This is a genomic window from Streptomyces canarius (genome assembly GCF_014650735.1).
GTDB classification, from domain to species: domain Bacteria; phylum Actinomycetota; class Actinomycetes; order Streptomycetales; family Streptomycetaceae; genus Streptomyces; species Streptomyces olivaceoviridis.
In genome coordinates, this window is sequence record NZ_BMVN01000039.1 from 1 (window position 1) to 23,413 (window position 23,413).

Consider the following 23,413-nt stretch of genomic DNA (forward strand, 5'->3'; position numbering starts at 1 on the left):
AGCGCGGTGGAGATCAGCACCCAGAGCATCTGGTACCAGTAGAAGAACGGGATCCCGATGAACGCGGGATCCGTCTTGGCGTACGAGCCGACCCACAGCATCGCCACGAAGGGCGCGACGAGACACAGGGCGATGATCACCCGGACCGGTGTCACCACCGGTGGTCTCACTTCAGGCGTTTCCGACATGCCACGGGCTCCGTCCCCTCGCTGATCACCTGTGTAATGAGCAGGCAATCTAGGTGACGCTGTCGCGAGAGTGGAAGACCTCGTCCGCATATCGGTATATCGATTCGGCGAAGGTGCTGGGCACCGGCCGGCCGGCGCCTACTCCACCGGCCGCTTGAGCCGGGCCACGAACTTGTAGCGGTCCCCGCGGTACACCGACCGCACCCACTCCACCGGCTTGCCCTCGCGGTCCAGCGAGTGCCGGGAGAGCATCAGCATCGGCAGGCCCACGTCGGTGCCGAGCAGCGCCGCCTCGCGCGGCGTGGCCAGGGAGGTCTCGATGGTCTCCTCGGCCTCGGCGAGGTGGACGTCGTAGACCTCGGCGAGCGCGGTGTACAGGGACGTGTACTTCACCAGCGAGCGCCTGAGGGCCGGGAAGCGCTTGGCCGACAGGTGGGTGGTCTCGATGGCCATCGGCTCGCCGTTCGCCATGCGCAGCCGCTCGATGCGCAGCACGCGCCCGCCGGCCGTGATGTCGAGCAGCTCGGCCAGCCGGTCGTCGGCGGTGACGTACCCGATGTCCAGCAGCTGCGAGGTCGGCTCCAGGCCCTGCGCGCGCATGTCCTCCGTGTAGGAGGTGAGCTGTAGCGCCTGGGAGACCTTGGGCTTGGCCACGAAGGTGCCCTTGCCCTGGATGCGTTCGAGCCGCCCCTCCACGACCAGTTCCTGAAGGGCCTGGCGGACCGTGGTGCGGGAGGTGTCGAACTCGGCGGCCAGCGTGCGCTCGGGCGGGACCGGGGTGCCCGGCGCCTGCGTCTCCGTCATGTCCAGCAGGTGCTTCTTCAAGCGGTAGTACTTCGGCACGCGCGCGGTACGGGTGGTGCCGGCCTCGTTCTCCGCACTGCTGACGTCGGTGCTCATGCTCTGCCTTCCCGGCTCCGAATGCCGAAAGCGACCGACATCCCCATCGGCCCACGGCTCACATCGTGGCACGGGTTGTTGTGTCAGCACTCCACCCGCACGCTCCGTGATCTCCTCTATATACCGGTGCGCCCGCTGTTGGTCTAGTCCATCGGGAGTGTGAGCCCGGCGGGCCCGCGGGGCCGGGGCCGCCCTCCCGCCGGGCGCTCCGGGCTAGATCCCCTGCCAGTCCGGCTTGTTGGCGTAGGTGTGCCGGAAGTAGTCGGCCAGCTTCAGCTTGGACGCGGCGGCCTCGTCCGCGACCACCGTGGCGTGCGGGTGGAGCTGGAGCGCGGAGGCCGGGCAGACGGCCGCGACGGGGCCCTCGACGGTCGCGGCGACCGCGTCCGCCTTGCCCTCGCCGGTCGCCAGCAGCACCAGGTGGCGAGCCTCCAGGATCGTCCCGATGCCCTGGGTGATGACGTGGTGCGGGACCTGCTCGATGTCGCCGTCGAAGAAGCGGGCGTTGTCGATGCGGGTCTGCTCGGTCAGCGTCTTGATCCGGGTGCGCGAGGCGAGCGAGGAGCACGGCTCGTTGAACCCGATGTGCCCGTCGGTCCCGATACCGAGCAGTTGCAGGTCCACGCCGCCGGCCTCGGCGAGCGCGCGGTCGTACGCCTCGCACGCCGCCTGGATGTCCTCGGCCGTGCCGTCCGGTCCCATGAACGCGTCCATGCCCATGCCCAGCGGCTCCAGCACCTCACGGCGCAGCACCGAGCGGTAGGACTCGGGGTGGTCGGCGGGCAGCCCCACGTACTCGTCGAGCTGGGCGATCCGCGCGCGTGAGGCGTCCACGGCGCCGGAGCGCACCTTGGCGGCCAGCGCCTGGTAGACGGGCAGCGGGGTGGAGCCGGTGGCCACGCCGAGCAGGGCGTCGGGCTTGCGTCGCAGCAGCTGTGCCATGGCCTCGGCGATCAGCTCGCCGCCCGCCGCGGCGTCCGGAACGATGACAACTTCCACGCTGGGCCTGCCGTTCTGAAGAGGGCTCTGTGCGTCTCTATGTGGTTTAGACCAATCTAACAGTATCGATGTTCGGGAGCGCGGGGAAGACGGGGAGGAACAGGCGGAAGGAGGGGGCGGGGGAGGGGCGGAGAGAGGGCCGGAGGGAGGCCGGGGAGAGAGGCCCGGGGTCCTCAGGTGAGGGAGCCTCCCGTCGCGTCCAGCCAGTGCCCGGTCACCCAGCGGCCGTCCTCCGAGACAAGGAAGGCCACCGCGTCGGCGATGTCCGCCGGCGTGCCCACCCGGCCCAGCGCCGAGTAGCCGGCCGCCCGCTGCCACGCCTCGTCGCTCGTGCGCAGCCAGGGGGCGTTGACGTCGGTGTCCACGATGCCGGGTGCCACCGAGTTCACCGTGATCCCGCGGGGGCCGAGCACCTTGGACAGGTCCCGGGTGAAGACGTCCAGGGCCGCCTTCGTCATCGAGTACGCCATCAGGTCGGGCATGGCGGCGGTCCGGGAGAGGCCGGACGATATGGTCACCACCCGCCCGCCGTCCCGCAGTCGCTCCGCCCCGAGCCGGGTGAGGAAGAACGGGGCCTTCATGTTCACCGCGAAGAGCCGGTCGTACTCCTCCTCGTCGATCTCCGCGAACGGGCGGGTGGTGCCGATGCCCGCGTTGTGCACGAGGATGTCCAGCCCGTCCGCGTGCCGGTCGAACTCCGCCCACAGCCGCTCGGCGTTCCCGGGCGCCCCCAGCTCCACCCCGAGCGCGAACGCCGAGCCGCCGGCCGCCTCGATCGCCGCGACCGTCTCCTTCGCGGCGGTCTCGTTCCGTCCGTAGTGCACCGCCACCCGCGCCCCGTCGCGCCCCAGCCGTTCGGCGATCCCCCGACCGATGCCCCGGCTCGCGCCCGTGACCAGCGCCGTCTTCCCCCTGAGCACGCCCATGTCTGCCCCCTCCAGATTTGTCTAGCGGTCGCTACAAAAAAACCGTACACCAGCCCGCCGACAATTTTCTAGGGGACGCTATAAAATAGACCCCATGGCGATGGATCAGGACACGCGGGCGCAGGGCGGCACGGGGCGGACGCGGGGCAGGCCGCGCTCCTTCGACCGGGCCACCGCGCTGGAGAAGGCACTGATGGCCTTCTGGGAGCGCGGGTACGAGGCCACCTCGGTCTCCGACCTCACCCGGCTCATGGGCATCGGCACGCCCAGTCTGTACGCGGCCTTCGGTGACAAGCGGACCCTCTTCGACGAGGTCGTCCGGGTCTACGCCGGCTCGCACGGCGCCTTCACCGACCGCGCCCTCGCCGAGGAGCCCACGGCCCGGGCGGGCGTCGCCCGCATGCTCCGCGAGGCCGCCGCGGAGTACACCGACCCCGCCCACCCGCACGGCTGCCTGATCGTCCACGCGGCCACCAACTGCACCAGCCCCGAGGTGGAGACGCTGCTGCGGGACATGCGCAACGCCGCCATCACCGCCGTCGAAGACCGGATCCGGGCGGACATCGCGGCCGGGCTGCTGCCCGCCGGCACCGACGCCGCCGCCCTCGCCCGGCACACCGGCGCGATGATCCAGGGCATGTCCCAGCAGGCCCGCGACGGCGCACGCCGGGAGGAACTGGAAGCACTCGCGGAAATTGCCATGGCCATCTGGCCCCATGGCTGACCCGCTCGGGCTAGGCTGCCTGGCATCGCGTGCCGGTGCCCCTGGCGGCGCGGACGCCTCCGCACCATGGACACGCCGTCGTGGTCTAGTCCACAATCGAGAACAACACGCTTCCGCCCTCCCCGCACAGGAAGGCGGATCGAGGAACCGGCGCTCTCTGCCCTGACTGCCCCGGCTCCTCGGCCTTCGGCCGACCGGGACCGCACACCCCACGGCCGATGATGCTCCGGGCTGCGGTGCCGGGAGGGTTGAGGGTCCCTTCCAGGCGCCGCGGCCCGCGGGTGTTTTTCGGCCACCCGCGAGGCCCCGGGTACGCTCGCAGACGTGCCCTCCATGAACGAACTCGTACGCCAGCACACCGCCCTCGACGACTCCGACCTCGAGTGGCTCCACCTGCTGGTCTCGGAGTGGCAGCTGCTCTCCGACCTCTCCTTCGCCGACCTGGTGCTGTGGGTCCCCACCCGGGACGGCACCCGGTACGTCTCGGTCGCCCAGATGCGCCCCAACACCGGTCCGACCTCCTACCAGGACGACATGGTCGGCCACCTGGTGCCGCGCGGCCGGCGGCCCATGCTGGACGCGGCCCTGGACGAGGGCCGGATCGTGCGCGAGGGCGACCCGGAGTGGCGCGAAGAGGTCCCCGTACGGGTCGAGTCCATCCCCGTACGGCGTGAGGGCCGCGTCCTCGGCGTGATCGCCCGGAACACCAACCTGCTCACCGTGCGCACCCCGAGCCGTCTGGAGCTGACCTACCTCCAGAGCGCCTCCGACCTCGCGCAGATGATCGCGGCCGGCGCCTTCCCCTTCCCGGACCAGCAGGTCGACATGGACGCCTCCCCGCGCGTCGGCGACGGCCTGATCCGGCTCGACGCGGACGGCATAGTCCAGTACGCCTCCCCGAACGCCCTGTCCGCCTACCATCGGCTCGGCCTCGCCGCCGACCTCGTCGGCCACCACCTCGGACAGACCACCGCAGAGCTCGCCCCGACCCGGGGGCCGGTGGACGAGGCACTGGCCAAGGTGGCCAGCGGCTGGGCGCCACGCGAGTTCGAGATCGAGGCCCACGACGGGGTCATCCAGTTCCGGGCCATCCCGCTCAAACCCAAGGGCACGCGCATCGGTTCGCTGGTGCTGCTCCGGGACGTCACCGAACTACGACGCCGCGAACGCGAGTTGATCACCAAGGACGCCACCATCCGGGAGATCCACCACCGGGTGAAGAACAACCTCCAGACGGTGGCCGCCCTGCTCCGGCTCCAGGCCCGGCGCATCGAGTCCGAGCGCGGCCGGGAGGCCCTGGAGGAGGCGGTCCGCCGGGTCGGCTCCATCGCGATCGTCCATGAGACGCTGTCTCAGAACCTGGACGAGCGGGTGGAGTTCGACGACATCGCCGACCGGGTGCTGGCGATGGTCGCCGAGATCTCGCCGGGCAAGGTGGCCGGCCGGCGCAGCGGACGGTTCGGCATACTCGACGCCGAGGTCGCCACCCCGCTGTCCATGGTCCTCACCGAGGTTCTTCAGAACGCCCTGGAGCACGGCTTCCGTGAGGGCGACACCGGCACGGTCGAGGTCTCGGCGGTGCGTGGCGGCACCACCAAGGAGGCCCGGCTGCTGGTCACCGTCCAGGACGACGGGGTCGGACTGCCCGAGGGCTTCGACCCGCACCGCTCGGGCAACCTCGGCTTGCAGATCGTACGGACACTGGTGGAGGGCGAGTTGGGCGGCTCGTTCGACATGGTGCCGGCGCCGGAGCGCGGGACGCGGGTGATCCTCGACATTCCGGTGCGGGCGCAGAAGTGAGCCGGCGGGCCCGGCGCGCGACGCGCGCCGGGGGAGTGTGCGCAGGGGGGCGGGCGCCGGGGGAGCCGGTGCAGCAAAAAGCCCCGGACCGCGTTGGTCCGAGGCTGATGCTCGTTGCTGCTCTGCTTGTATCGCTAAGCGCATCGGGGGAACTGCGCGCTGCGGCTCGGGGGCGGGAGATGCGTACGTGCTGTGCGCGCCGCCAAGCTCAGGCTGTCAGCAGGGGTGGGTATGTCAGGCGGAGGCCTGACGAGCCCGGTTGCGAGCGGCGCGGCGCTTCATGGCGCGGCGCTCGTCCTCGCTGAGACCACCCCAGACGCCCGAGTCCTGACCGGACTCAAGCGCCCACTGCAGACACTGCTCGATCACCGGGCAGCGACGGCAGACGGCCTTGGCTTCCTCGATCTGCAGCAGCGCAGGACCGGTGTTGCCGATGGGGAAGAAGAGCTCGGGGTCTTCCTCGCGGCAAACGGCGTTGTGACGCCAGTCCATGGCTGCTACCTCTCCTTGGTATTACGTGCAGGTTGCTTGTGAATGTGAACGCTTTCACGAATCCCTCAACAAGTGAAGGGCCGACCGCCGAGTCTTCACCCGGCGTGGTCCTGTGTTTGAAGAGGGGTTCTGGTGATCAGCGGAGGCCGGTGTTGCGGGCCGTCCCGATCGCCACGTAGAGACTCGCAAACCTCAGCGGCGGATACAACCCCTTCCCGAAGATTTTTTTTGATTCCTCGGTGTCGACTAGGTCACAGCCGTACTTCCATGGGGTGGACCCTGGTCTAAACGTTCGAGTGAAAGGACTTTCGCCCGTTCCGCTCACACAATCACACGCAGTGCACGGCGTACGCCTGTGAACGTCACGCTCGTACGCAGCCCGAGATGGTCACCGTCCATCTGAAGGGGGAGAGGTACCTTCGAATGCAAGGTGAACTGGTCCAGGTCGTGCAGGGAGACGGCGTGCCTCCCCTGCGGTCCCCGCTCGGGGGACGAAGTGAGCAACTGGGTGCCATACCGGGCAACCGCGGCCGTGGACAGGCGGCTGAGGCCGAGCACGTCGATGCCTGTATCGAACGAGGCCTTAGGCGACGTGTACATCGGGCGATTGCCGAGATACGTCCACGGGGACGTGTTCGAGATTATGGCGACGACCAGATCCTCGATCGGGTCCTCGCCGGGCTGTTCGAGCGTGATCATGCCGTGCCGACGGTTCGGCTCGCCGAGGAACTGTCGGACCACCTGCCGGACGTACAGCGCGTGCGTCGACTTCTTGCCGCGCTCGCGCTGTTGCTCGACCCGGCCCACCACGCCCGCGTCGAAGCCGAGCCCGGCGTTGAAGGTGAACCAGCGGGCCGGCACCGCCTCGTCCTCGGTGCCCGGCGTGCCCGAGGTCAGGCCGAGGCCGACGACCCGCTCGGTCCTGTCGCGCAGCGCGTCCAGCAGCGCTCCGGTGGCCTCGACGGGGTCGTTGGGCAGGCCCAGCGCGCGGGCGAAGACGTTCGTGGAGCCGCCGGGGACGACGGCGAGACCGGGGAGGCGGTCCGGGGCGGGACCGGCGTGCAGGAGGCCGTTGACGACCTCGTTGACCGTGCCGTCGCCGCCGAGCGCCACCACCAGGTCGATGTCATCGCTCTCCGCCGCCTGCCGGCCGAGGTCGCGAGCGTGGCCGCGGTACTCGGTGGTGACGGCCTCCAGCTTCATCTCGCTCGCCAGCGCATGGATCAGTACGTCACGTCTGCGTGCGCTTGTGGTGGTTGCCGCCGGATTGACCACGAGAAGTGCACGCATGCATGGCAGCGTACCTACTGGGTGGTACTCGGCCCAGACCGAGTTAGGGATCCGGTAAGAGAGCGGGGCGTGAGCCTGGACACTCGGGGGCGCGGGGCGCGGCAGCGCGCCGGAGGGGGAGGGCTACCCTGCTGAGGTGAGCAGTCAGCAGAATCCCGCCCCGCACACCGCCGAAGCCGTCACGGCCGACGCGACCGACCCGGCCGCCGGGCCGCGTCCGCGCCGGCTGACGTACGCGGCGGCGCTGGCCGCGCTGGAGGGCACGGCGCTGGTAGCCGGCGGCCTGTGGGTGCTCGTCCTCGGGCTCACCAGTGACCCGGACGACCGGCAGCAGGCCGTGACCCTGGGCATCACCCTGGTCGTCCTCGCGCTGCTGCCGCTGCTCGCCGCGCGCGGTCTGCTGCTGCGGCGCGGCTGGAGCCGGGGGCCCGCGCTGATCACCCAGCTCATGGCCCTTCCCGTGGCCTACAACCTGCTCCGGGCCGACAGCATGGCCATTCCGGCAGGCATCGCGCTCGGGCTGGTCGCCGTGGTGGCGCTGGTGCTCCTCGTCAACGGAGAGACGACCCGGGCCCTTGGTATCAAGGGACCGGGCCGGGGCGAGTAGGGCTCACCGGGCGGGGCCTGTTCTGACGGCGCTTCGCCGAGCAGGGCTCACTGCCTGCCCACTCCTCGCTCACTCCTCCACGAGGAGCTTCTCGCGGAGCTGGGCCAGGGTGCGGGCCAGCAGACGGGAGACGTGCATCTGCGAGATGCCGACCTCCTGCGCGATCTGCGACTGGGTCATGTTCCCGAAGAAGCGCAGCAGCAGGATCCGCTTCTCGCGCGGCGGCAGGTCCTCCAGCAGCGGCTTGAGGGACTCGCGGTACTCCACGCCCTCCAGCGCCTCGTCCTCGGCGCCCAGGGTGTCGGCGACCGCCGGCGACTCGTCGTCCGTGTCGGGGACGTCCAGGGACAGCGTGGAGTACGCGTTCGCGGACTCCAGGCCCTCCAGGACCTCCTCCTCGGAGATGGCGAGCTTCTCGGCCAGCTCGTGGACCGTCGGGGACCGGCCGTGCAACTGGGACAGCTCGGCCGTCGCGGTGGTCAGCGCGAGCCGCAGTTCCTGGAGCCGGCGCGGCACGCGGACCGCCCAGCCCTTGTCGCGGAAGTGCCGCTTGATCTCGCCGACGACGGTCGGTGTGGCGTAGGTGGAGAACTCCACGCCACGCTCGGGGTCGAACCGGTCGACGGACTTGATGAGACCGATCGTGGCGACCTGGGTGAGGTCGTCCAGCGGCTCGCCGCGGTTGCGGAACCGGCGTGCCAGGTGCTCCACGAGCGGCAGGTGCATACGGACCAGCTGGTTGCGCAGCTCCGCGTACTCCGTGCTGCCTTCCGGCAGCGCACGCAGCTCGACGAACATCGCCCGCGCCCCGCTGCGGTCCTGGGCGTCGTGCTGAACGGCCTGCACGGCCTCCTTGCCCAGCGCGTCGTCCTCGGCGTATCGCTCGTGCTCGCTCATCGTCCCGCCCGTAGCCCTTCCCCGAGCCCTGGCCCCCGCGCGGACGGCGGGTCCGGCGCCGCCGCGTGCCTTCGGTGGCGTGCCCGTGGCATCGTCACCGCCGACCCGCGCGGAGTCGTCCTCCGGGTGCGGTCTGGCCTGCTCGGGGATGCCGTCGATGCCGTCCGCCATGCGCCGGGAACCGTCCCGGGGGCCTGCCCCGGAGGTCTCGGCATCGCCCGACCAGGAGGCACCCCCGCCCCCGGTCGGCAGCTCCCGTGTGCCGCGCTCTTCGTCCCGCACCGGCCCGTCCCCGTTCCTCACGCCGGCCCGGGGCCGGCGCCACGCTGTTTGTAGAGGCTGATCGACACCGTCTTGTCCTCGTCCACGGCGGACGAGACCTTGCCCGCGAGGGCCGACAGCACGGTCCAGGCGAAGGTGTCCCGCGAGGGGGCGTGGCCGTCCGTGGTCGGCGCCGACACCGTGACTTCCAGTGAGTCGTCGACGAGCCGGAAGACACAGCTGAGCACCGAGCCGGGCACGGCTTGCTGGAGCAGGATCGCGCAGGCCTCGTCCACGGCGATGCGCAGGTCCTCGATCTCGTCCAGGGTGAAGTCCAAGCGGGCCGCGAGACCGGCCGTGGCCGTCCGCAGCACCGACAGGTAGGCACCCGCAGCCGGCAGCCGGACTTCCACGAAGTCCTGGTTCGCCACGGGCTCGCCTGCGATCTGGGACACCCTCACCTCCATGGTGGTACAAGCTTTACGGGGCCGAGGGTCGCCCCCCGGGGTAACGCGCGAGTGGTTCAAGCGGTGACGCTATCGCGCTCCGAACGTTTCTGTCCCCGGGACCCCAACCCCCTGGCGTCACTCACAGTAAAGCTGTGGATACGCTCCGTGTCTAGAGGGTTTGCGGGCCCAAATGGGAAGAGCGCGCGCCGGGTTGACGTACCCAGACGTCGGACGCTCGAACCGTCGTACGGCAGCCGCCGCATGCAGTGTCACACGAGAACCCGGTCGGACGGGACGCTCTCGCGGAGAACGCTCTCGACAGACGCGGTCGAAGGGCGGTCCGGGACGGTGCTCGAAGCACGCCCGGAAACGGCCGGGACAGGCTCAGACGAGGACGTGGTCCACGAAGCACCACCGCCAGTCCTCGCCCGGCTCGAATGTCCGCATCACCGGATGACCGGACTGCGCGTGGTGCTCCGTCGCGTGCCGTCCGGGCGAGGAGTCGCAGCAGCCGATGTGGCCGCAGGTGAGGCACAGCCGCAGCTGGACCGGGTTCGTACCGTCCCGCAGGCACTCCGGACAGGTCTCGTCGAGCGGCTCCGGTTCCGGGTGCGGCAGCGCGTCGGCATGCGTGCACTGTTTCATGATTGCCAGATTACGACGGTTGTGCGGGTTGCCGCGCGAAAGATGAGGGTGGGCGAAAACCATGGACGTGATGCCGCTGCTGTTGCTGGTGGCGGGGAGTGCCGCGGTGGCCGCGGCGGCCCGGCGTACCCCGGCGCCGGCGCCCCTGCTGCTGGTCGCGGTCGGTCTGGCGGTCTCGTACATCCCCGGCGTGCCGTCCTACACCCTCGATCCGCACATCGTCCTGCCGCTGCTGCTGCCCCCGCTGCTGTACACCTCGGCGAGCGACAGCTCCTACCTCGACCTGCGGGCACAGATGCGGACGGTGTCGCTGCTCTCGGTGGGATACGTGCTCTTCGCGACCGTGGTCGTCGGCTGGGCCGCCTACCTGATCATCCCCGGGCTGTCGCTGACCGCGGCGCTGGTGCTGGGCGCGGTGGTCGCACCGCCGGACGCGGTCGCCGCCACGGCGGTCGCGCGCCGGGTGGGCCTGCCGTCCCGGATCACCACCATCCTCCAGGGCGAGTCCCTGCTGAACGACGCCACGGCGATCACCGCCTACAAGGTGGCGCTCGGCGCCGCCGTCGGGGAGGGGGCTACCTGGGGAGGCGGCATCCGCGAGTTCGCGCTCGCCGCGGTCGGCGGGGTAGGGATCGGTCTCGTCCTCATGGCGCCCCTGCACTGGCTGCGCACGCACCTGACCGAGCCCCTCCTCCAGAACACGCTCTCCCTGCTCATCCCGTTCGTCGCCTACGGGGTCGCCGAGCAGGCGCACGCCTCCGGGGTGCTCGCGGTGGTGGTCGTCGCCCTCTACCTCGGCCACCGCGCGTGGGAGGTCGACTTCGCCACCCGTCTCCAGGAGGGCGCGGTGTGGAAGATGGTCGCCTTCGTGCTGGAGTCCGCGGTGTTCGCCCTGATCGGTCTGCAACTGCCGATCGTCCTGAAGCGGCTCGGGGAGTACGAGGGCACCTCCGCCGTCTGGTACGCGGTCGCCGTCTTCCTGGTCGTGGTGGTGGCCCGGTTCGTCTGGGTCTACCCGGCCACCTTCCTGCCCCGGATCCTGTCGACGCGCATCAAGGAGCGCGAACAGGACCCCACCTGGCGGGGCGCGATGGTCACCTCGTGGGCCGGCATGCGGGGCGTCGTCTCCCTGGCCATCGCCTTCGCCATCCCGCCGACCATGCCCGCCGGCCCGCGCAACCTGATCCTCTTCCTGACCTTCACCACCGTCATCGGCACCCTCGTCGTGCAGGGCGTGACGCTGCCGCCGCTGATCCGGCTGCTGAAGTTCCCCGGCCGCGACCGGCAGGCCGAGACGCTCGCCGAGGCCAACGCGCAGGCCCAGGCCTCCCGGGCCGCCGAGGCCCGGCTCGACGAACTCCTCGCCGACGAGCGCAACGCCCTGCCGCAGCCGCTCGCCGACCGGCTCCGCATGGTCCTGGAGCGCCGCCGCAACGCCGTCTGGGAACGGCTCGGGCAGGTCAACCCGATCACCGGCGAGTCCGTCGACGACACCTACCGGCGGTTGTCCCGCGAGATGATCGGCGCCGAGCGCGAGGTCTTCGTCAGGCTCCGCGACCTGCGCTACATCGACGACGAGATGCTGCGCGCCCTGCTCAGACGCCTGGACCTGGAGGAGGCGGCGGCCTACCGGGAAGCCGGTTAGCGCTCCGGGGCGGCTGCCGCGGGTTCCGGGAACGGCCGTCCCGTGACCACGGCGGCGATCGTCGTCCCGCGCGCGAAGGCGTTCTCTTCCGCCAGGGCGACCAGTCCGAACAGCAACTTGGCGACATACAGGCGCTCCACGGGCAGCCCGTGCCGCTGCTCGAAGTCCTGTGCGAACGCCTCCAGTTCCGGTGTCGTACGGGCGTAACCACCGCAGTGGAAACGGTCGTCCAGGGACCAGGTGCCGCTGCGGGCGCCGAAGGCGTGTTCTTGCAGGGCCTCTACGTCGGCCTCCAGGAAGCCGCCCTTGAGGACCGGTACGCCGAGCGCGCGCTGGCCGGCCGAGAGTCCGGCGGCGAGGCCGGCGAGGGTGCCGCCGGTGCCGCAGGCGACCGCGACGACATCGGCCTGGCCGCGCAGTTCCGTGCCGAGGGTGCGGCAGCCGCGTACCGCCTCGGCATTGCTGCCGCCCTCGGGGACGACGTACGCGTCCTCTGCGCCGGCCGCGCGCAGGATCCGCGCCAGGGTCTCCGGATCGGTCTTGTGGCGATATGTCGATCTGTCGACGAAGTGCAGTCGCATGCCGTCGGCCGCGCACCGGGCCAGGGACGGGTTGAGGGGGCGGTCGGCCAGCTCCTGGCCACGGACCACGCCCGTGGTCGGCAGGCCCAGCAGGCGGCCCGCGGCGGCGGTGGCCCGCAGGTGGTTGGAGTAGGCCCCGCCGAAGGTGACCAGGGCGCGGCCCTCGGCCGCCGCGATGTTGGGCACCAGCTTGCGCCACTTGTTGCCGATCAGCTGCGGGTGGATGAGGTCGTCCCGCTTGAGCAGCAGCCGGAGCCCGCGGCGCTCGAACCGGCCGTCCCGCGCCTCGTGCAGGGGCGAGGGGAGGCGGGGGCTGAGCGGGTCGGGGCTGGACACGGCTTCATTGTCGCCCGGTACGGACGCCGGACGGGGGCGGGGTCGCTCGCCGGTGCCGGCGGGGTGCCGCTGGGCGGTCCGAAGGGGGCGGGCGGAACCGCGCGACCGGCCACGGCGGACCGGCGACCCGGGTACGGCCCCGCCCGCGCCGCTAGTCCTTCAGCCGTTCCCGCACCCGCTCCCTCAGCCAGGACATCTCGAAGCCCCGGGGGTCCACCTTCCCCGGCTGCCATTCCCGGTGGCCGATGACCGACCGTTCCGTCCACCCGTGGTGCCGGCACAGCGCGGCGGCGACCCGCTCGATCGCCTCAAGCTGTTCGTCCGGCCACGGGTCCTCCCCGTCGCCGAGGTTCTCGCACTCGAAGCCGTAGAAGTACCGGTTGCCGTCGGTGTTCGCCTCGTTGTCCGGCGGCAGCCCCTTCTCGGCGATCACCGCGCGCAGCACCTCGTCGTCCCCGAGCCCGGCGTGGTTGGCGCGGCCGTAGCCGACCAGGTGGACCGTGCCGTCCTTGGTGATCACGCCGTGGCAGAGCGGCCCCGGCAGGCCAGGGTGGCCGTCCCGGCACACCTCCACCGTGCGCGCGCTGCCCTTGGTCACCGTGTGGTGGATCATCACGCCGTGCACCGGCCCCCAGGGGCCCTTGTGATTGCGGTTGTGGTGCTGCCAGTCGCCGACCTCGACGACCGTGACGCCCTCCGCCCTGAGCGCGTCCAGAAATCCGCTCGCCGACATGGGTGGGGCCATGCCCGACTCCTTCGTGCCGTGCCCGTGCCGCCGCCGGTCGCGGCTGCCGGATGTCCTGCCTGCTTCTACCGAAACCGGACGTCCGGGAACACATCGTTCGTACGGTGTGCGAGCCGATCCGGACAGACGGGGGCATGCCGTGCGGGCCGGGACGAGGTCCCCCATCGTGCCCAGTAATCCGATGATCCATTCCCCCTCTTTCGGGTAATGGCGCGCACACGCTCCGTGCTGGGACGCTCGATGCGAGACCGGTGCCCGGTGCACTTCGGCACCGGGCATACACGGGAGGTCATTTCTCTATGTCGGTAGGCGAAGAGGTCCGCACGGATCAGGGCAGGCCGCAGCAGTCCCTCGGGACGGCGGCCGCGCGGAACCTGGCCACCACCACCAAGTCCGCTCCGCAGATGCAGGAGATCAGCTCCCGCTGGCTGCTGCGCACGCTTCCCTGGGTGGACGTCCAGGGCGGCACGTACCGGGTGAACCGGCGTCTCACATACGCCGTCGGCGACGGCCGGATCACCTTCGTGAAGACCGGTAACCAGGTGGAGGTCATCCCGGACGAACTGGGCGAGCTGCCGGCCCTGCGGTCGTACGAGGACGAGGAGGTGCTGGCCGAACTGGCCCGCCGCTGCCGGCAGCGCGACTTCGCGCCCGGCGAGGTGATCGCCGACTTCGGCAACCAGACGGACGAGGTCTACCTGCTCGCCCACGGCCGGGTGGAGAAGGTCGGCACGGGTCCCTACGGCGACGACGCCGTGCTCGGTGTCCTCGCCGACGGCGCCTACTTCGGCGACCAGGCGCTGCTGGACCCGGAGGCGATCTGGGAGTACACCGTCCGCGCGGACACCTCGACCACGGTGCTGATCCTCAGCCGCCAGGACTTCCAGCAGGTCGCGGAGCGCTCCGACTCGCTGCGCGCGCACCTGGAACGGCTGCGCTCGATCCCCGAGCAGCGGACCAACAAGTACGGGGAGAAGGAGGTCGAGCTGGCGGCCGGCCACTCCGGCGAGCCCGACATCCCGCACACCTTCGTGGACTACGAGCCACGGCCCCGCGAGTACGAACTGAGCATCGCCCAGACCGTGTTGCGCATCCACTCGCGCGTGGCCGACCTCTACAACCAGCCGATGAACCAGACCGAGCAGCAGTTGCGGCTCACGGTCGAGGCACTGAAGGAGCGCCAGGAGCACGAGCTGGTCAACAACCCGGAGTTCGGTCTGCTCAGCAACTGCGAGTACGACCAGCGGATCCAGCCGCACGACGGTGTGCCGAGCCCGGACGACCTGGACGAGCTGCTCAGCCGCCGCCGCGGCACCAAGCTCCTCCTGGCCCACCCGCGCGCCATCGCCGCGATCGGGCGCGAGCTGAACAAGCGGGGGCTCGTCCCGGAGACCATCGACATCGCCGGCAACCGCATCCCCACCTGGCGCGGGGTGCCGATCTACCCGTGCAACAAGATCCCGATCAGCGAGGCCCGCACGACCTCCATCATCGCCATGCGTACCGGCGAGGCGGACCAGGGCGTCATCGGCCTCAGGCAGTCCGGCATCCCGGACGAGATCGAGCCGAGCCTGTCCGTCCGGTTCATGGGCATCAACGAGCAGGCCATCATCAAGTACCTGGTGACGGCCTACTACTCGGCCGCGGTCCTGGTGCCCGACGCGCTCGGCGTGCTGGAGAACGTCGAGATCGGTCGATGGAGGTGACGTTTCCGCACGTCGCGGCCGTGTCCCCGCCCCCCGGGGCGGGTAGGCCCTCGGGGTACGCGTCCGGCCGGGCCGGTGACGTCGTACTCCGCGGACCTGGCGAGGGGGAGGCATGGCCGAGTTCATGACGGAGACCGAAGAGCGTTCCTCCGGTGTGCCGCGTCCCGGCACACCGGGGGAGCCACCCGAGAAGGCCGGGGACGGCGCCGCCGGTCCGCTCGACGGACACGAGGCGGCGGCCCAGCTGGAGCGCGCCCGGGCGCTGGTCGACCCGGAGCTGCGCGCGGCCGTGGAGTCGCTGCCCGGTTCCATGCGCCGGATCGCGAGCTACCACTTCGGCTGGCAGCACGCCGACGGCACCCCGGCGGCGGGCAACGCGGGCAAGGCGATCAGACCCGCGCTCGTGCTGGCGGCTGCCGCCGCGCTCGGTGGCCCGGCGGCCCGGACGGCAGCCGTCCCGGCGGCAGCGGCGGTCGAACTGGTCCACAACTTCACGCTGTTGCACGACGATGTGATGGACCGGGACGCCACCCGCCGCCACCGGCCGACGGCCTGGACCGTCTTCGGCGACGCCGACGCGATCCTCGCCGGGGACGCCCTCCAGGCGCTGGCCCTGCGGCTGCTCGCCGAGGCTCCGCACCCGGCCTCCGTGCCGGCCGCGGCCCGGCTCGCCGCCTGTGTCGTGGAGCTGTGCGAGGGCCAGCACGCCGACACCGACCTGGAGCGGTGCGCGCCGGACGCGGTCACCCTGGACGAGGTGCTCGCGATGGCCGAGGCCAAGACCGGTGCTCTGCTGGGCTGTGCCTGCGCGCTCGGCGCGCTGTACGCGGGCGCGGGCGAGGAGGAGGTGGCCGCGCTCGACGGCTTCGGCCGGCAGGCCGGGCTCGCCTTCCAGCTCATCGACGACGTCATCGGCATATGGGGAGACCCGCGGCACACCGGCAAGCCGGCCGGCGCGGATCTCGCCGCCCGCAAGAAGTCCCTGCCGGTGGTGGCGGCGCTCACCTCCGGCACCCCGGCGGCGGCCGAGCTCGCCGCGCTGTACGGGACGCCGTACCGCGAGGAGGAGGCGGAGGCCGGGGAGATCGCGCGTACGGCGCTGGCGGTGGAGCGGGCGGGCGGCCGGGACTGGGCGCAGGCCGAGGCGGCCGACCGGATGGCCCGGGCCATGCAGGAGCTGGCCCGTGCGGTCCCCGATCCGGAGGCGGCGGGCGGTCTTCTGGCGCTCGCCGAGTTCGTGACCCGGCGCACCAGCTGAGGGCCGCCCGTCCCGGCGGCCGAGCAGAACCCGGAGTCCCCGGGCCCGTGCGGCTCCTGACCCCGCACGGTCACCGGGGGCTCCGGCCAGGCGGCCCCCGCACACTCCCACAGGGTGCGGGGCCGCCGATCCCTCGGCGACGGACGTCGAGGCCGTCGCGGGAAGGAGTGCGGAAAGAAGCGTTGCGGGCGCCACCGATCTACCCTGGAGGACATGGACAGCGAGGAACACGCCTGTCCCGTCTGCGGACAGCCCGTGGAAACGGTCGTCAAGCGGCACAAGACCCTGGGCGCCTGGGTGCCGGTCTGGGGCCCCGGTCCCTGCCGCGACCCCGACTGCGCGGCGTACGCCGAGACCGGCCTCCGGCCCGCGGGGCAGGAGCGTTCCGCCGGTGCGCGGGCCCGGCCGGGCGGCGGCAGCGGTCCGCAGGACCCGTCGGCGGCGGGCACCGGGAACAGCGCCGTCTGAGCACGTCGTCTGAGCACAGGGGGCGGGCGGGGCGCCGTAGCGTGGGCGCATGCCGAAACTGCCGTACATCCTGCACATCACCGAGCGCTCCCTGTGGGAGGCGGCGCGCGAGCGCGGCGCCTACGAGATGTCCACCCGGGGCCGCACCCTCCAGGAGGAGGGCTTCATCCACTGCTCCACCCGCGAGCAGCTCCCGCGCATCGCCGACTTCCTCTACGGCGGTTACGACGGCCCGGACGAGCTGGTCGTGCTGGTCGTGGACCCGGCGCGGGTCGGGGCGCCGGTGAAGTACGAGTCCGTCGAGCCGGGAGGGGAGGAGTTCCCGCACGTGTACGGGCCCGTACCGGTCGAGGCGGTGGTGGACGTGGAGTCGTTTGGCTGAGCCGGGAGGCGGAGACCGGAGCTTGAGCCGGGGGGCGGAGAAGGCAGTGCACGAACGGTTCCGCGTGGCGGCTTGGCCGCCGCCGGCGCGCAGCGGGACCGCACCCAGCTCCTCGTGCCGTGCTCGGACGGTGTCGTACCGGGACGGCGGGATGTCGAGGGACACCTGGTCCAGGTGGCTGCCGGACACCACCGGCGGCCGTACCGTCTCCCCGTGCCGGGGCGCGGTGCAGAACAACTGCCCCGCCGGGGAGCGCAGTACGGCCCAGTCGCCGTGGTCCGCCACCAGACCGGCGCCGAGTCGCCGGGCGAGTGCCGTCCACTCCCGTTCGTCCTCGGCACCGGGATCCGTCCCCTCTGGCAGCAGGGTCACGGACTCGCCGTGCTCGCCACGGAACGTGGAGAGCCGGGTGCCGGTGACGGCCGTCCAGAAGGCGTACGCGTCGTCAGTGGGCGGCGTTCAGACCGTGGGGCGTTCGAGGAAGCGGAGCTGGTTGCCGGCCGGGTCCCGGAAGGCGCAGTCGCGCACTCCGTACGGCTGGTCCATCGGCTCCTGGAGGACGTCGGCGCCGGACTCGCGTACCCGCTCGTACAGCGCGTCGCAGTCGGGCGTGGTGAAGATGACGCCGCGCAGCAGGCCCTTGGCGAGGAGTTCGTTGAGCGCCTGCTTGTCGGCGGGGGAGGCGTCCGGGCTCGCGTCCGGCGGCTCCAGGACGATCTCCACGTCGGGCTGGAGCGGAGAGCCCATGGTCACCCAGCGCATCCCCTCGAAGCCCACGTCATTGCGGATCTCCAGACCGAGCACATCGCGGTAGAAGGCGATGGCCTTGTCGTGGTCGTCCACGGCAAGGAAACACTGCGCGAGTTTCACGTCCATGGAATCACCCTAGAGCCGAGGGGCGGGGTCGTGCCTCAGTACGGGCGGCGGCGCGGCCGGGTCAGCCTGCGGGCCACACAGGGCGGGACCGCCGCGGTCTCCTCGTGATCGCGGGCGCGGTAGGCGCTCGGCGACTCGCCGACCAGCTCGGTGAACCGGGAGCTGAAGGAGCCGAGCGAGGTACAGCCGACGGCGAGGCACACCTCGGTCACACTGAGATCGCCCCGGCGCAGCAGCGCCTTGGCCCGCTCGATCCGCCGGGTCATCAGGTAGCTGTACGGCGTCTCCCCGAACGCCTTGCGGAAGCTGCGCTGGAAGTGGCCCGGGGACATGAGGGCGTCACGGGCCAGCTCGGTCATATCGAGCGGCTCGGCGTACTCGCGGTCCATGCGGTCACGCACGCGCCGCAGCCGTCTGAGGTCCTCCAGGGCGGTCACCCGCTCAGCTTCGCACGGACGGTGCCACAGAGTCCCACGGGTTCGACGGACCTGCTCCTCCGGTTGTCCGGGCACCGGCCTGCCCTTGCCCGCCCCGGGGCTCGCGGCGTCCTCGTCCGGTCCCCGCATGTGCCGACAGGCTGGCTCGTACACTCCTGACGTGGCATTCATGAGCACCCCGCACTGCTGCTTCCTGTGATCGGAAGGCGTTGAGGGCGATACCGAACGGCATCGCCCTCCTTGGTGTGCCTGCTGCGTGAACCACGTTCCCACACGGCTCGCTTCCTCCTGAGGAAGCGACGCTCCGAGCGCGCGCAGGCACGGTCCTTCCCTTCATTTCGCCAGGAGTCCTCGTGCCCGTGTCGCTTCCCCCTGCCCTCGAACTGTCCCTGGACCTGCTGCGCTGCCCAACGTGCCGCACGCGTCACCTGCATCCCGACCACGGCGCACTGCGTTGTCCGGTGGGCCACACCTTCGACATCGCCCGCCACGGCTACGCCGGCCTGCTGACGGGCACCCGCGCCACCAGCGGTGACGATGCGGCCATGGTCCAGGCCCGGGACCGATTCCTGTCCACCGGCACCTACGCGCCCATCCGCCACGTCGGGGCCGCCCTGGCCGCCGACGCCGTGTCCGAGCAGGCCACGGTTGTGGACGTGGGGTGCGGCACCGGCTACTACCTGGCCGGCGTACTCGATCAGCTGCCGGGCGCCCGTGGTCTGGGGCTGGACACATCGGTGCGCGCGCTACGCGCGGCAGCCCGTGCCCACGACCGAGCCGCCGCGGTGGCCTGGGACGTCTTCCGTTCCTTCCCGCTGGCCGACGGGGTGGCCGATGTCGTGCTGAGCGTGTTCGCCCCGCGCAACCCCGCCGAGTTCCACCGGGTGCTCTGCCCAACCGGCCGGTTGATCGTGATCCGTCCTACCGGGCGGCACCTGGCCGAGCTGCGCGGCCGGTTGCCCGGGATGGTCACGATCGACCCGGCCAAGGAACAGCGTCTGCACCGGGCGCTGGACCCCTTCTTCGAGGCCGCCGTCAGCGAACAGGTGGAGTACTCCGCGACCCTGACCAGGCCGGATGCCGTGGATCTGATAGCGATGACACCGAGCGCGCGCCACGTGAGCAGTGCGGACCTGAACGATGACGGCCTCCTGCCCGATCAGGTCACCGTCTCCGTGCTCGCCACCGCCTACCAGCCTCGGTGACCATCAGCGGGCGCACGCGCCGCTGACCGACGAGCAGTGGCCTGCCAGCCCCGAGTCGGTTCCAGGCGGGAGATCTTGATGGCCAGGACACCGAGGGCTTCCTTCTCAGGTGGGTAGATGGCGCGGATGTTGCCGAGCTGCTGGTCGCGGCTCGCGGTGGGGTTGACGTTGACGGGTCCTTCACCGTCGAGCAGGGCTTCGAAGTCGGGATACTCCGTGACCCGTTTGACCTTCACCTCGCACGTCTCGTCGGTGCCCTTGATCCGGAAGCGGATGGTGTCGCCTGCCGCGAGATCGGCGAGGTGCGGGTATTTCACCCGCACCTCGATGGTTTTGGTGCCCGCGGCGACGAGGTCGAAGTACTGGCGGTAGAGGCTGAGTTCGTGGACCCGAGCGGTGGGGTCGGTCATGGGGCGGGGATGCTCCTGGTGGCCGGTGCGGTCATCAAGCGGCCGATCTCGCTCGCCGAGTACGCGCGGAAGAAGTGGCGGGGCCGGACAGCAAGGTATCGGTCATGGACAGCAACTGCTCGGCGTACTCCGGAGCGATTCCGGGCCACTGCCGGGCATCTTCGCCCTTCCGGCTGCCAAGCAGTTCGCGTAGGCAGCGACGAGCCACCTGGCCGTGGGCGGGCGGGAGCACGTCCAGCGGGCCATCGCCTGCGCGGACACCGCTATCCGGCTCTACCGCAGCGCCGAAGACGACGACCAGTCGGCCGGTGACCTTTTCGCCACCCATGTCGATCTTGTCGGCCGGCATCGTGCGCCGGCTCACTGCTCCGGACCATGAGCTGACACGCGAGCCGCAATACGGTGAAGCCGCGCAGACCGCACACCTGCGCGAACGACTCCAGCACAGGCGAGACGGCCTCGGTCGGTGACGGCGGCGTCGTGTGCGGCGGTCGACGCGCTTCTCACCCGGCTCGCCACCCCGCCCTCGTCCTCGGCCACGCGTCCGCTGTGACCACGCTGCGGATCCACGCCCGTCTGCGGCCGGGCGAAGAAGACCGCACCCGGTCCGTCAGGACGCCGTGGGCGGCGGGCTGGGGGCCGGGTGCGGTCGGGGAGATGCTGCGATCACAGGAACCGCAGGTCAGAAGGCGTGAGGAGAGATCAGGCCTTCTTGGTCTCCCAGAAAATCTTGTCGATCTGGGCGATGTAGTCCAGCGCCTTCTGGCCCGTCGCCGGGTCGGTGGACGCCTTGGCGGCCGAGAGGGCCTTCAGGGTGTCGTTGACCAGCTGGTGCAGCTCCGGGTACTTCTCGAAGTGCGGGGGCTTGAAGTAGTCGCTCCAGAGCACGGAGACGTGGTGCTTGGCCAGCTCCGCGCGCTGCTCCTTGATGACGGTGGCGCGCGCCTGGAAGTGGGGGTCGTCGTTACCGGCCATCTTCTCCTGGACGGCCTTCACCGACTCCGCCTCGATGCGGGCCTGGGCCGGGTCGTACACGCCGCAGGGCAGGTCGCAGTGGGCGCTGACCTTGACCTTGGGGGCAAACAGGCGGGAAAGCATGGAGCATTCCTTCCTCGTGATCGTCTTCTCAGGTGCGACATTACTCCCTGTGGAAGGCGATTTCTCGGGTGCCCCCTAGGGCTTAGGACAAAAGTCCAGGGTGAGACTGAGACTGGTGGAGGAACGGACCGGGGAGGTGCCGGGGATGCCGGAGCTGTCGCAGGAGACCGAACGGGGGAGGGCCGTGGCGCCCTTCGGGCTGGCCGAGGTGACCGGCCCGTCCATGGTGCCCACGCTGCATCACGGGGATCAGCTGCTCGTGCGGTACGGAGGTGTGGTCAGGCCCGGGGACGTCGTGGTCCTGCGTCATCCGTTCCAGCAGGACCTGCTGGTCGTCAAGCGTGCCGTGGAGCGGCGCGAGGGCGGCTGGTGGGTGCTCGGCGACAACCGGTACGCGGGCGGGGACAGCACCGACTACGGGGTCGTGCCCGAGGAGCTGATCCTCGGGACGGCCAGGTTCCGGTTCCGCCCGCTGCGGGCCGGTCAGCGCTCGCCGCTCGCGCTGCTGCGCTGGGCGCTCTCGGCGGCGAGGCCGCTGCTGCCCGACCGGTCGGCCTCCAGGCGCTTGCGGGCCCGGTAGGCGGCGACGTTGGCGCGGGTGGCGCAGCGGTCCGAGCAGTAGCGGCGGGAGCGGTTGGTCGAGGTGTCCAGGTAGGCGTTGCGGCACGGGGCGGCCTCGCACAGGCCGAGCCGGTCGACGCCGTACTCGGTGAGGTGGAAGGCCAGGCCCATCGCCGCGATCGCCGCGTAGCCGGCGGTGGCGTTGGACGGGTGGTCGGCCAGGTGCATGTGCCACAGCGGGCGGCCGTCCTCGTCGCGGTGGTCGTGCCCGGAGATCTGCGGGCTGACCGGGAACTCCAGCAGCAGGGAGTTCAGCAGGTCCACGGCCAGGGTCTCGTCGCCCTGGTCGGCGGCCTCGAAGACCCCGCGCAGCCGCGCCCGGACCGAGCGGAAGCGTGTGACATCGGCGTCGGTGGCGCGGCGGGCCGCCGACGAATTGTCGCCGAAGAGATCGCGGACGGCCTCGACCGTGGTCAGGGTGTCCCTGCCCCGGGCCGGTTCCTCGCTGTTGACGAGACGTACGGCGTAATCCGAGTAATAGGCCAGTTCCACTTGTAGTCCTTACGGAGGCGCTTTATCGTCGGGTCTGCGGTCGGGTAACAGCCGGTCGTGCTTCCAGGGTATTACGCGAACCGAGGGGAGTCGGGGTTCCATGACGACGAGTACCGGAACCGACTGGGCGGCTTGGCAGGAGAGCTGGGACCGGCAGCAGGAGTGGTACATGCCGGACCGTGAGGAACGGTTCCGGATCATGCTCGACATGGTCGAGGCGCTCGTGGGCACGGCCCCCCGCGTGCTGGACCTCGCGTGCGGCACCGGCAGCATCACCGCCCGGCTGCTGCGACGCTTCCCCGACGCCACCAGCACCGGCGTCGACCTCGACCCCGCGCTGCTCGCCATAGCCCATGGCACCTTCGCCGGCGACGACCGGGTCTGTCTCGTCAACGCCGACCTCAAGGACCCCGACTGGCCGGCCGGGCTGCCGTACGACTCCTACGACGCCGTACTGACCGCCACGGCCCTCCACTGGCTGCACAGCGAACCCCTCGCGACCCTCTACGGTCAGGTCGCGGGGCTGGTCCGCGACGGCGGTGTCTTCATGAACGCGGACCACATGATCGACGACACCACGCCCCGGATCAACGCGGCCGAGCGCGCCCAGCGCCACGCCCGTATGGATCAGGCCAAGCGGGACGGCGCCCTGGACTGGGCGGACTGGTGGCAGCTCGCCGCCCAGGACCCGGTCCTCGCCGAGCCGACCGCCCGCCGCTTCGAGATCTACGGCGAACACGCGGACGGGGACGTGCCGTCGGCGGCGTGGCACGCGCGCACCCTGCTCGCCCAGGGCTTCGGCGAGGCCCGGCCGGTGTGGTGCTCGCCCTCCGACACGCTGCTCCTCGCCGTCAAGTAGACCGGCGCCCGGCACGCACAGAGGCGGTACGAGCAGTCGTACCGCCTCTTCCGCGTCCCCTGGCACCCGTCACAGCGGTCCCCGGCCGAACGCCCGTCTGACGGGCGAGGGCGGTA

Annotated in this window: 28 protein-coding genes; 11 read left to right on the forward strand and 17 right to left on the reverse strand. The window is 71.1% G+C overall.

The annotated features are described in order from the left end of the window. From IE294_RS35695 to IE294_RS35710, 4 genes are all read right to left on the reverse strand, one after another. On the reverse strand, positions 1–188 hold a 188-nt coding region (locus IE294_RS35695), incomplete at its 3' end, for a DUF3311 domain-containing protein (protein ID WP_189893137.1). Positions 189–326: 138 nt separating this feature from the next. Next, the gene (locus tag IE294_RS35700; RefSeq protein ID WP_189893139.1) at positions 327–1,088 is read right to left on the reverse strand and encodes a GntR family transcriptional regulator; all 762 of its coding nucleotides are present in this window, start codon (positions 1,086–1,088) and stop codon (positions 327–329) included. Between the two features lie 213 nt (positions 1,089–1,301). Next, positions 1,302–2,087, reverse strand: coding sequence for a glucosamine-6-phosphate deaminase (nagB, locus tag IE294_RS35705; protein ID WP_189893140.1), 786 nt, complete (start codon positions 2,085–2,087; stop codon positions 1,302–1,304). A 173-nt stretch (positions 2,088–2,260) separates the two neighbouring features. Next, positions 2,261–3,013 carry an SDR family oxidoreductase gene (locus IE294_RS35710; RefSeq protein WP_189893142.1) on the reverse strand — a complete coding sequence of 251 codons (753 nt, stop codon included), beginning with the start codon at positions 3,011–3,013 and terminating at the stop codon, positions 2,261–2,263. Between the two features lie 94 nt (positions 3,014–3,107). Between IE294_RS35710 and IE294_RS35715 the strand changes: the two genes are divergently transcribed. Continuing rightward, positions 3,108–3,737: a TetR/AcrR family transcriptional regulator gene (locus tag IE294_RS35715; protein ID WP_189893143.1), complete on the forward strand. Its 630-nt coding sequence runs from the start codon at positions 3,108–3,110 to the stop codon at positions 3,735–3,737. A 324-nt stretch (positions 3,738–4,061) separates the two neighbouring features. Continuing rightward, positions 4,062–5,537, forward strand: a complete 1,476-nt coding sequence (locus IE294_RS35720) for a sensor histidine kinase (protein WP_189820333.1) — start codon at positions 4,062–4,064, stop codon at positions 5,535–5,537. A gap of 234 nt (positions 5,538–5,771) precedes the next feature. Here the strand turns inward: IE294_RS35720 and IE294_RS35725 are convergent, their stop codons facing one another. Both IE294_RS35725 and IE294_RS35730 read right to left on the reverse strand, forming a co-directional pair. After that, positions 5,772–6,029: a WhiB family transcriptional regulator gene (locus IE294_RS35725; RefSeq protein ID WP_003992873.1), complete on the reverse strand. Its 258-nt coding sequence runs from the start codon at positions 6,027–6,029 to the stop codon at positions 5,772–5,774. A gap of 321 nt (positions 6,030–6,350) precedes the next feature. Further along, complete coding sequence (locus IE294_RS35730; protein WP_189893144.1) at positions 6,351–7,319, reverse strand: diacylglycerol/lipid kinase family protein; 969 nt, start codon at positions 7,317–7,319, stop codon at positions 6,351–6,353. 136 nt (positions 7,320–7,455) lie between these two features. On the opposite strand from IE294_RS35730, the gene IE294_RS35735 reads away from it, so the two are divergent. Next, the gene (locus IE294_RS35735) at positions 7,456–7,926 is read left to right on the forward strand and encodes a hypothetical protein (protein WP_189893145.1); all 471 of its coding nucleotides are present in this window, start codon (positions 7,456–7,458) and stop codon (positions 7,924–7,926) included. 69 nt (positions 7,927–7,995) lie between these two features. Here IE294_RS35735 and IE294_RS35740 read toward each other — a convergent pair whose 3' ends face one another. From IE294_RS35740 to IE294_RS35750, 3 genes are all read right to left on the reverse strand, one after another. After that, a complete protein-coding gene (locus IE294_RS35740; protein ID WP_189893146.1) occupies positions 7,996–9,105 on the reverse strand; it encodes an RNA polymerase sigma factor SigF in 1,110 nt (369 codons plus the stop codon). Between the two features lie 17 nt (positions 9,106–9,122). Continuing rightward, positions 9,123–9,539: an ATP-binding protein gene (locus IE294_RS35745; protein ID WP_189820337.1), complete on the reverse strand. Its 417-nt coding sequence runs from the start codon at positions 9,537–9,539 to the stop codon at positions 9,123–9,125. A gap of 378 nt (positions 9,540–9,917) precedes the next feature. Further along, positions 9,918–10,178 carry a UBP-type zinc finger domain-containing protein gene (locus IE294_RS35750; RefSeq protein ID WP_103812520.1) on the reverse strand — a complete coding sequence of 87 codons (261 nt, stop codon included), beginning with the start codon at positions 10,176–10,178 and terminating at the stop codon, positions 9,918–9,920. 61 nt (positions 10,179–10,239) lie between these two features. Here IE294_RS35750 and IE294_RS35755 point away from each other — a divergent pair, with 61 nt between their 5' ends. Next, the gene (locus IE294_RS35755; RefSeq protein WP_189893147.1) at positions 10,240–11,823 is read left to right on the forward strand and encodes a Na+/H+ antiporter; all 1,584 of its coding nucleotides are present in this window, start codon (positions 10,240–10,242) and stop codon (positions 11,821–11,823) included. Here IE294_RS35755 and IE294_RS35760 read toward each other — a convergent pair. Further along, positions 11,820–12,740, reverse strand: coding sequence for a 1-aminocyclopropane-1-carboxylate deaminase/D-cysteine desulfhydrase (locus IE294_RS35760; RefSeq protein ID WP_189893148.1), 921 nt, complete (start codon positions 12,738–12,740; stop codon positions 11,820–11,822). The two genes, IE294_RS35755 and IE294_RS35760, sit on opposite strands and share 4 nt — an antisense overlap. 151 nt (positions 12,741–12,891) lie before the next feature. After that, positions 12,892–13,485 (reverse strand): N-acetylmuramoyl-L-alanine amidase, encoded by a 594-nt coding sequence (locus IE294_RS35765; protein WP_189893152.1) that lies wholly within the window; start codon positions 13,483–13,485, stop codon positions 12,892–12,894. Between the two features lie 299 nt (positions 13,486–13,784). Between IE294_RS35765 and IE294_RS35770 the strand changes: the two genes are divergently transcribed. The 4 genes from IE294_RS35770 to IE294_RS35785 all read left to right on the forward strand — a co-directional run bounded on the left by IE294_RS35770 (position 13,785) and on the right by IE294_RS35785 (position 17,299). After that, a complete protein-coding gene (locus IE294_RS35770; protein WP_189820341.1) occupies positions 13,785–15,191 on the forward strand; it encodes a family 2B encapsulin nanocompartment shell protein in 1,407 nt (468 codons plus the stop codon). Between the two features lie 112 nt (positions 15,192–15,303). Continuing rightward, positions 15,304–16,449, forward strand: coding sequence for a family 2 encapsulin nanocompartment cargo protein polyprenyl transferase (locus IE294_RS35775; protein WP_189893154.1), 1,146 nt, complete (start codon positions 15,304–15,306; stop codon positions 16,447–16,449). Positions 16,450–16,662: 213 nt separating this feature from the next. Continuing rightward, positions 16,663–16,917 carry a hypothetical protein gene (locus IE294_RS35780; protein WP_189893156.1) on the forward strand — a complete coding sequence of 85 codons (255 nt, stop codon included), beginning with the start codon at positions 16,663–16,665 and terminating at the stop codon, positions 16,915–16,917. A gap of 49 nt (positions 16,918–16,966) precedes the next feature. After that, positions 16,967–17,299: a DUF952 domain-containing protein gene (locus tag IE294_RS35785; protein WP_189893158.1), complete on the forward strand. Its 333-nt coding sequence runs from the start codon at positions 16,967–16,969 to the stop codon at positions 17,297–17,299. 459 nt (positions 17,300–17,758) lie between these two features. On the opposite strand, the gene IE294_RS35790 is transcribed toward IE294_RS35785, so the two are convergent. Both IE294_RS35790 and IE294_RS35795 read right to left on the reverse strand, forming a co-directional pair. After that, the gene (locus tag IE294_RS35790) at positions 17,759–18,175 is read right to left on the reverse strand and encodes a VOC family protein (protein WP_189893159.1); all 417 of its coding nucleotides are present in this window, start codon (positions 18,173–18,175) and stop codon (positions 17,759–17,761) included. A 35-nt stretch (positions 18,176–18,210) separates the two neighbouring features. Continuing rightward, the gene (locus IE294_RS35795; RefSeq protein ID WP_189893161.1) at positions 18,211–18,612 is read right to left on the reverse strand and encodes a helix-turn-helix transcriptional regulator; all 402 of its coding nucleotides are present in this window, start codon (positions 18,610–18,612) and stop codon (positions 18,211–18,213) included. 353 nt (positions 18,613–18,965) lie between these two features. Here IE294_RS35795 and IE294_RS35800 point away from each other — a divergent pair, with 353 nt between their 5' ends. Further along, positions 18,966–19,817, forward strand: a complete 852-nt coding sequence (locus IE294_RS35800) for a methyltransferase domain-containing protein (protein ID WP_189893163.1) — start codon at positions 18,966–18,968, stop codon at positions 19,815–19,817. On the opposite strand, the gene IE294_RS35805 is transcribed toward IE294_RS35800, so the two are convergent. From IE294_RS35805 to sodN, 3 genes are all read right to left on the reverse strand, one after another. After that, the gene (locus IE294_RS35805; RefSeq protein WP_189893164.1) at positions 19,802–20,227 is read right to left on the reverse strand and encodes an ASCH domain-containing protein; all 426 of its coding nucleotides are present in this window, start codon (positions 20,225–20,227) and stop codon (positions 19,802–19,804) included. The two genes, IE294_RS35800 and IE294_RS35805, sit on opposite strands and share 16 nt — an antisense overlap. Before the next feature lie 34 nt (positions 20,228–20,261). After that, on the reverse strand, positions 20,262–20,576 hold the full coding sequence (locus tag IE294_RS35810; protein WP_189893261.1) for a hypothetical protein: 315 nt from the start codon (positions 20,574–20,576) through the stop codon (positions 20,262–20,264). A 353-nt stretch (positions 20,577–20,929) separates the two neighbouring features. Next, entirely contained in the window at positions 20,930–21,325 is a 396-nt protein-coding gene (gene sodN / locus IE294_RS35815; protein ID WP_004983535.1) for a superoxide dismutase, Ni, read from the reverse strand. A gap of 145 nt (positions 21,326–21,470) precedes the next feature. Here sodN and sodX point away from each other — a divergent pair, with 145 nt between their 5' ends. Next, on the forward strand, positions 21,471–21,905 hold the full coding sequence (sodX, locus tag IE294_RS35820) for a nickel-type superoxide dismutase maturation protease (RefSeq protein WP_189893247.1): 435 nt from the start codon (positions 21,471–21,473) through the stop codon (positions 21,903–21,905). On the opposite strand, the gene IE294_RS35825 is transcribed toward sodX, so the two are convergent. Further along, positions 21,809–22,438 (reverse strand): CGNR zinc finger domain-containing protein, encoded by a 630-nt coding sequence (locus IE294_RS35825; RefSeq protein ID WP_189893167.1) that lies wholly within the window; start codon positions 22,436–22,438, stop codon positions 21,809–21,811. The two genes, sodX and IE294_RS35825, sit on opposite strands and share 97 nt — an antisense overlap. Before the next feature lie 100 nt (positions 22,439–22,538). On the opposite strand from IE294_RS35825, the gene IE294_RS35830 reads away from it, so the two are divergent. Then, on the forward strand, positions 22,539–23,297 hold the full coding sequence (locus IE294_RS35830; RefSeq protein ID WP_189893169.1) for a class I SAM-dependent methyltransferase: 759 nt from the start codon (positions 22,539–22,541) through the stop codon (positions 23,295–23,297). Positions 23,298–23,413: the final 116 nt, after the last annotated feature.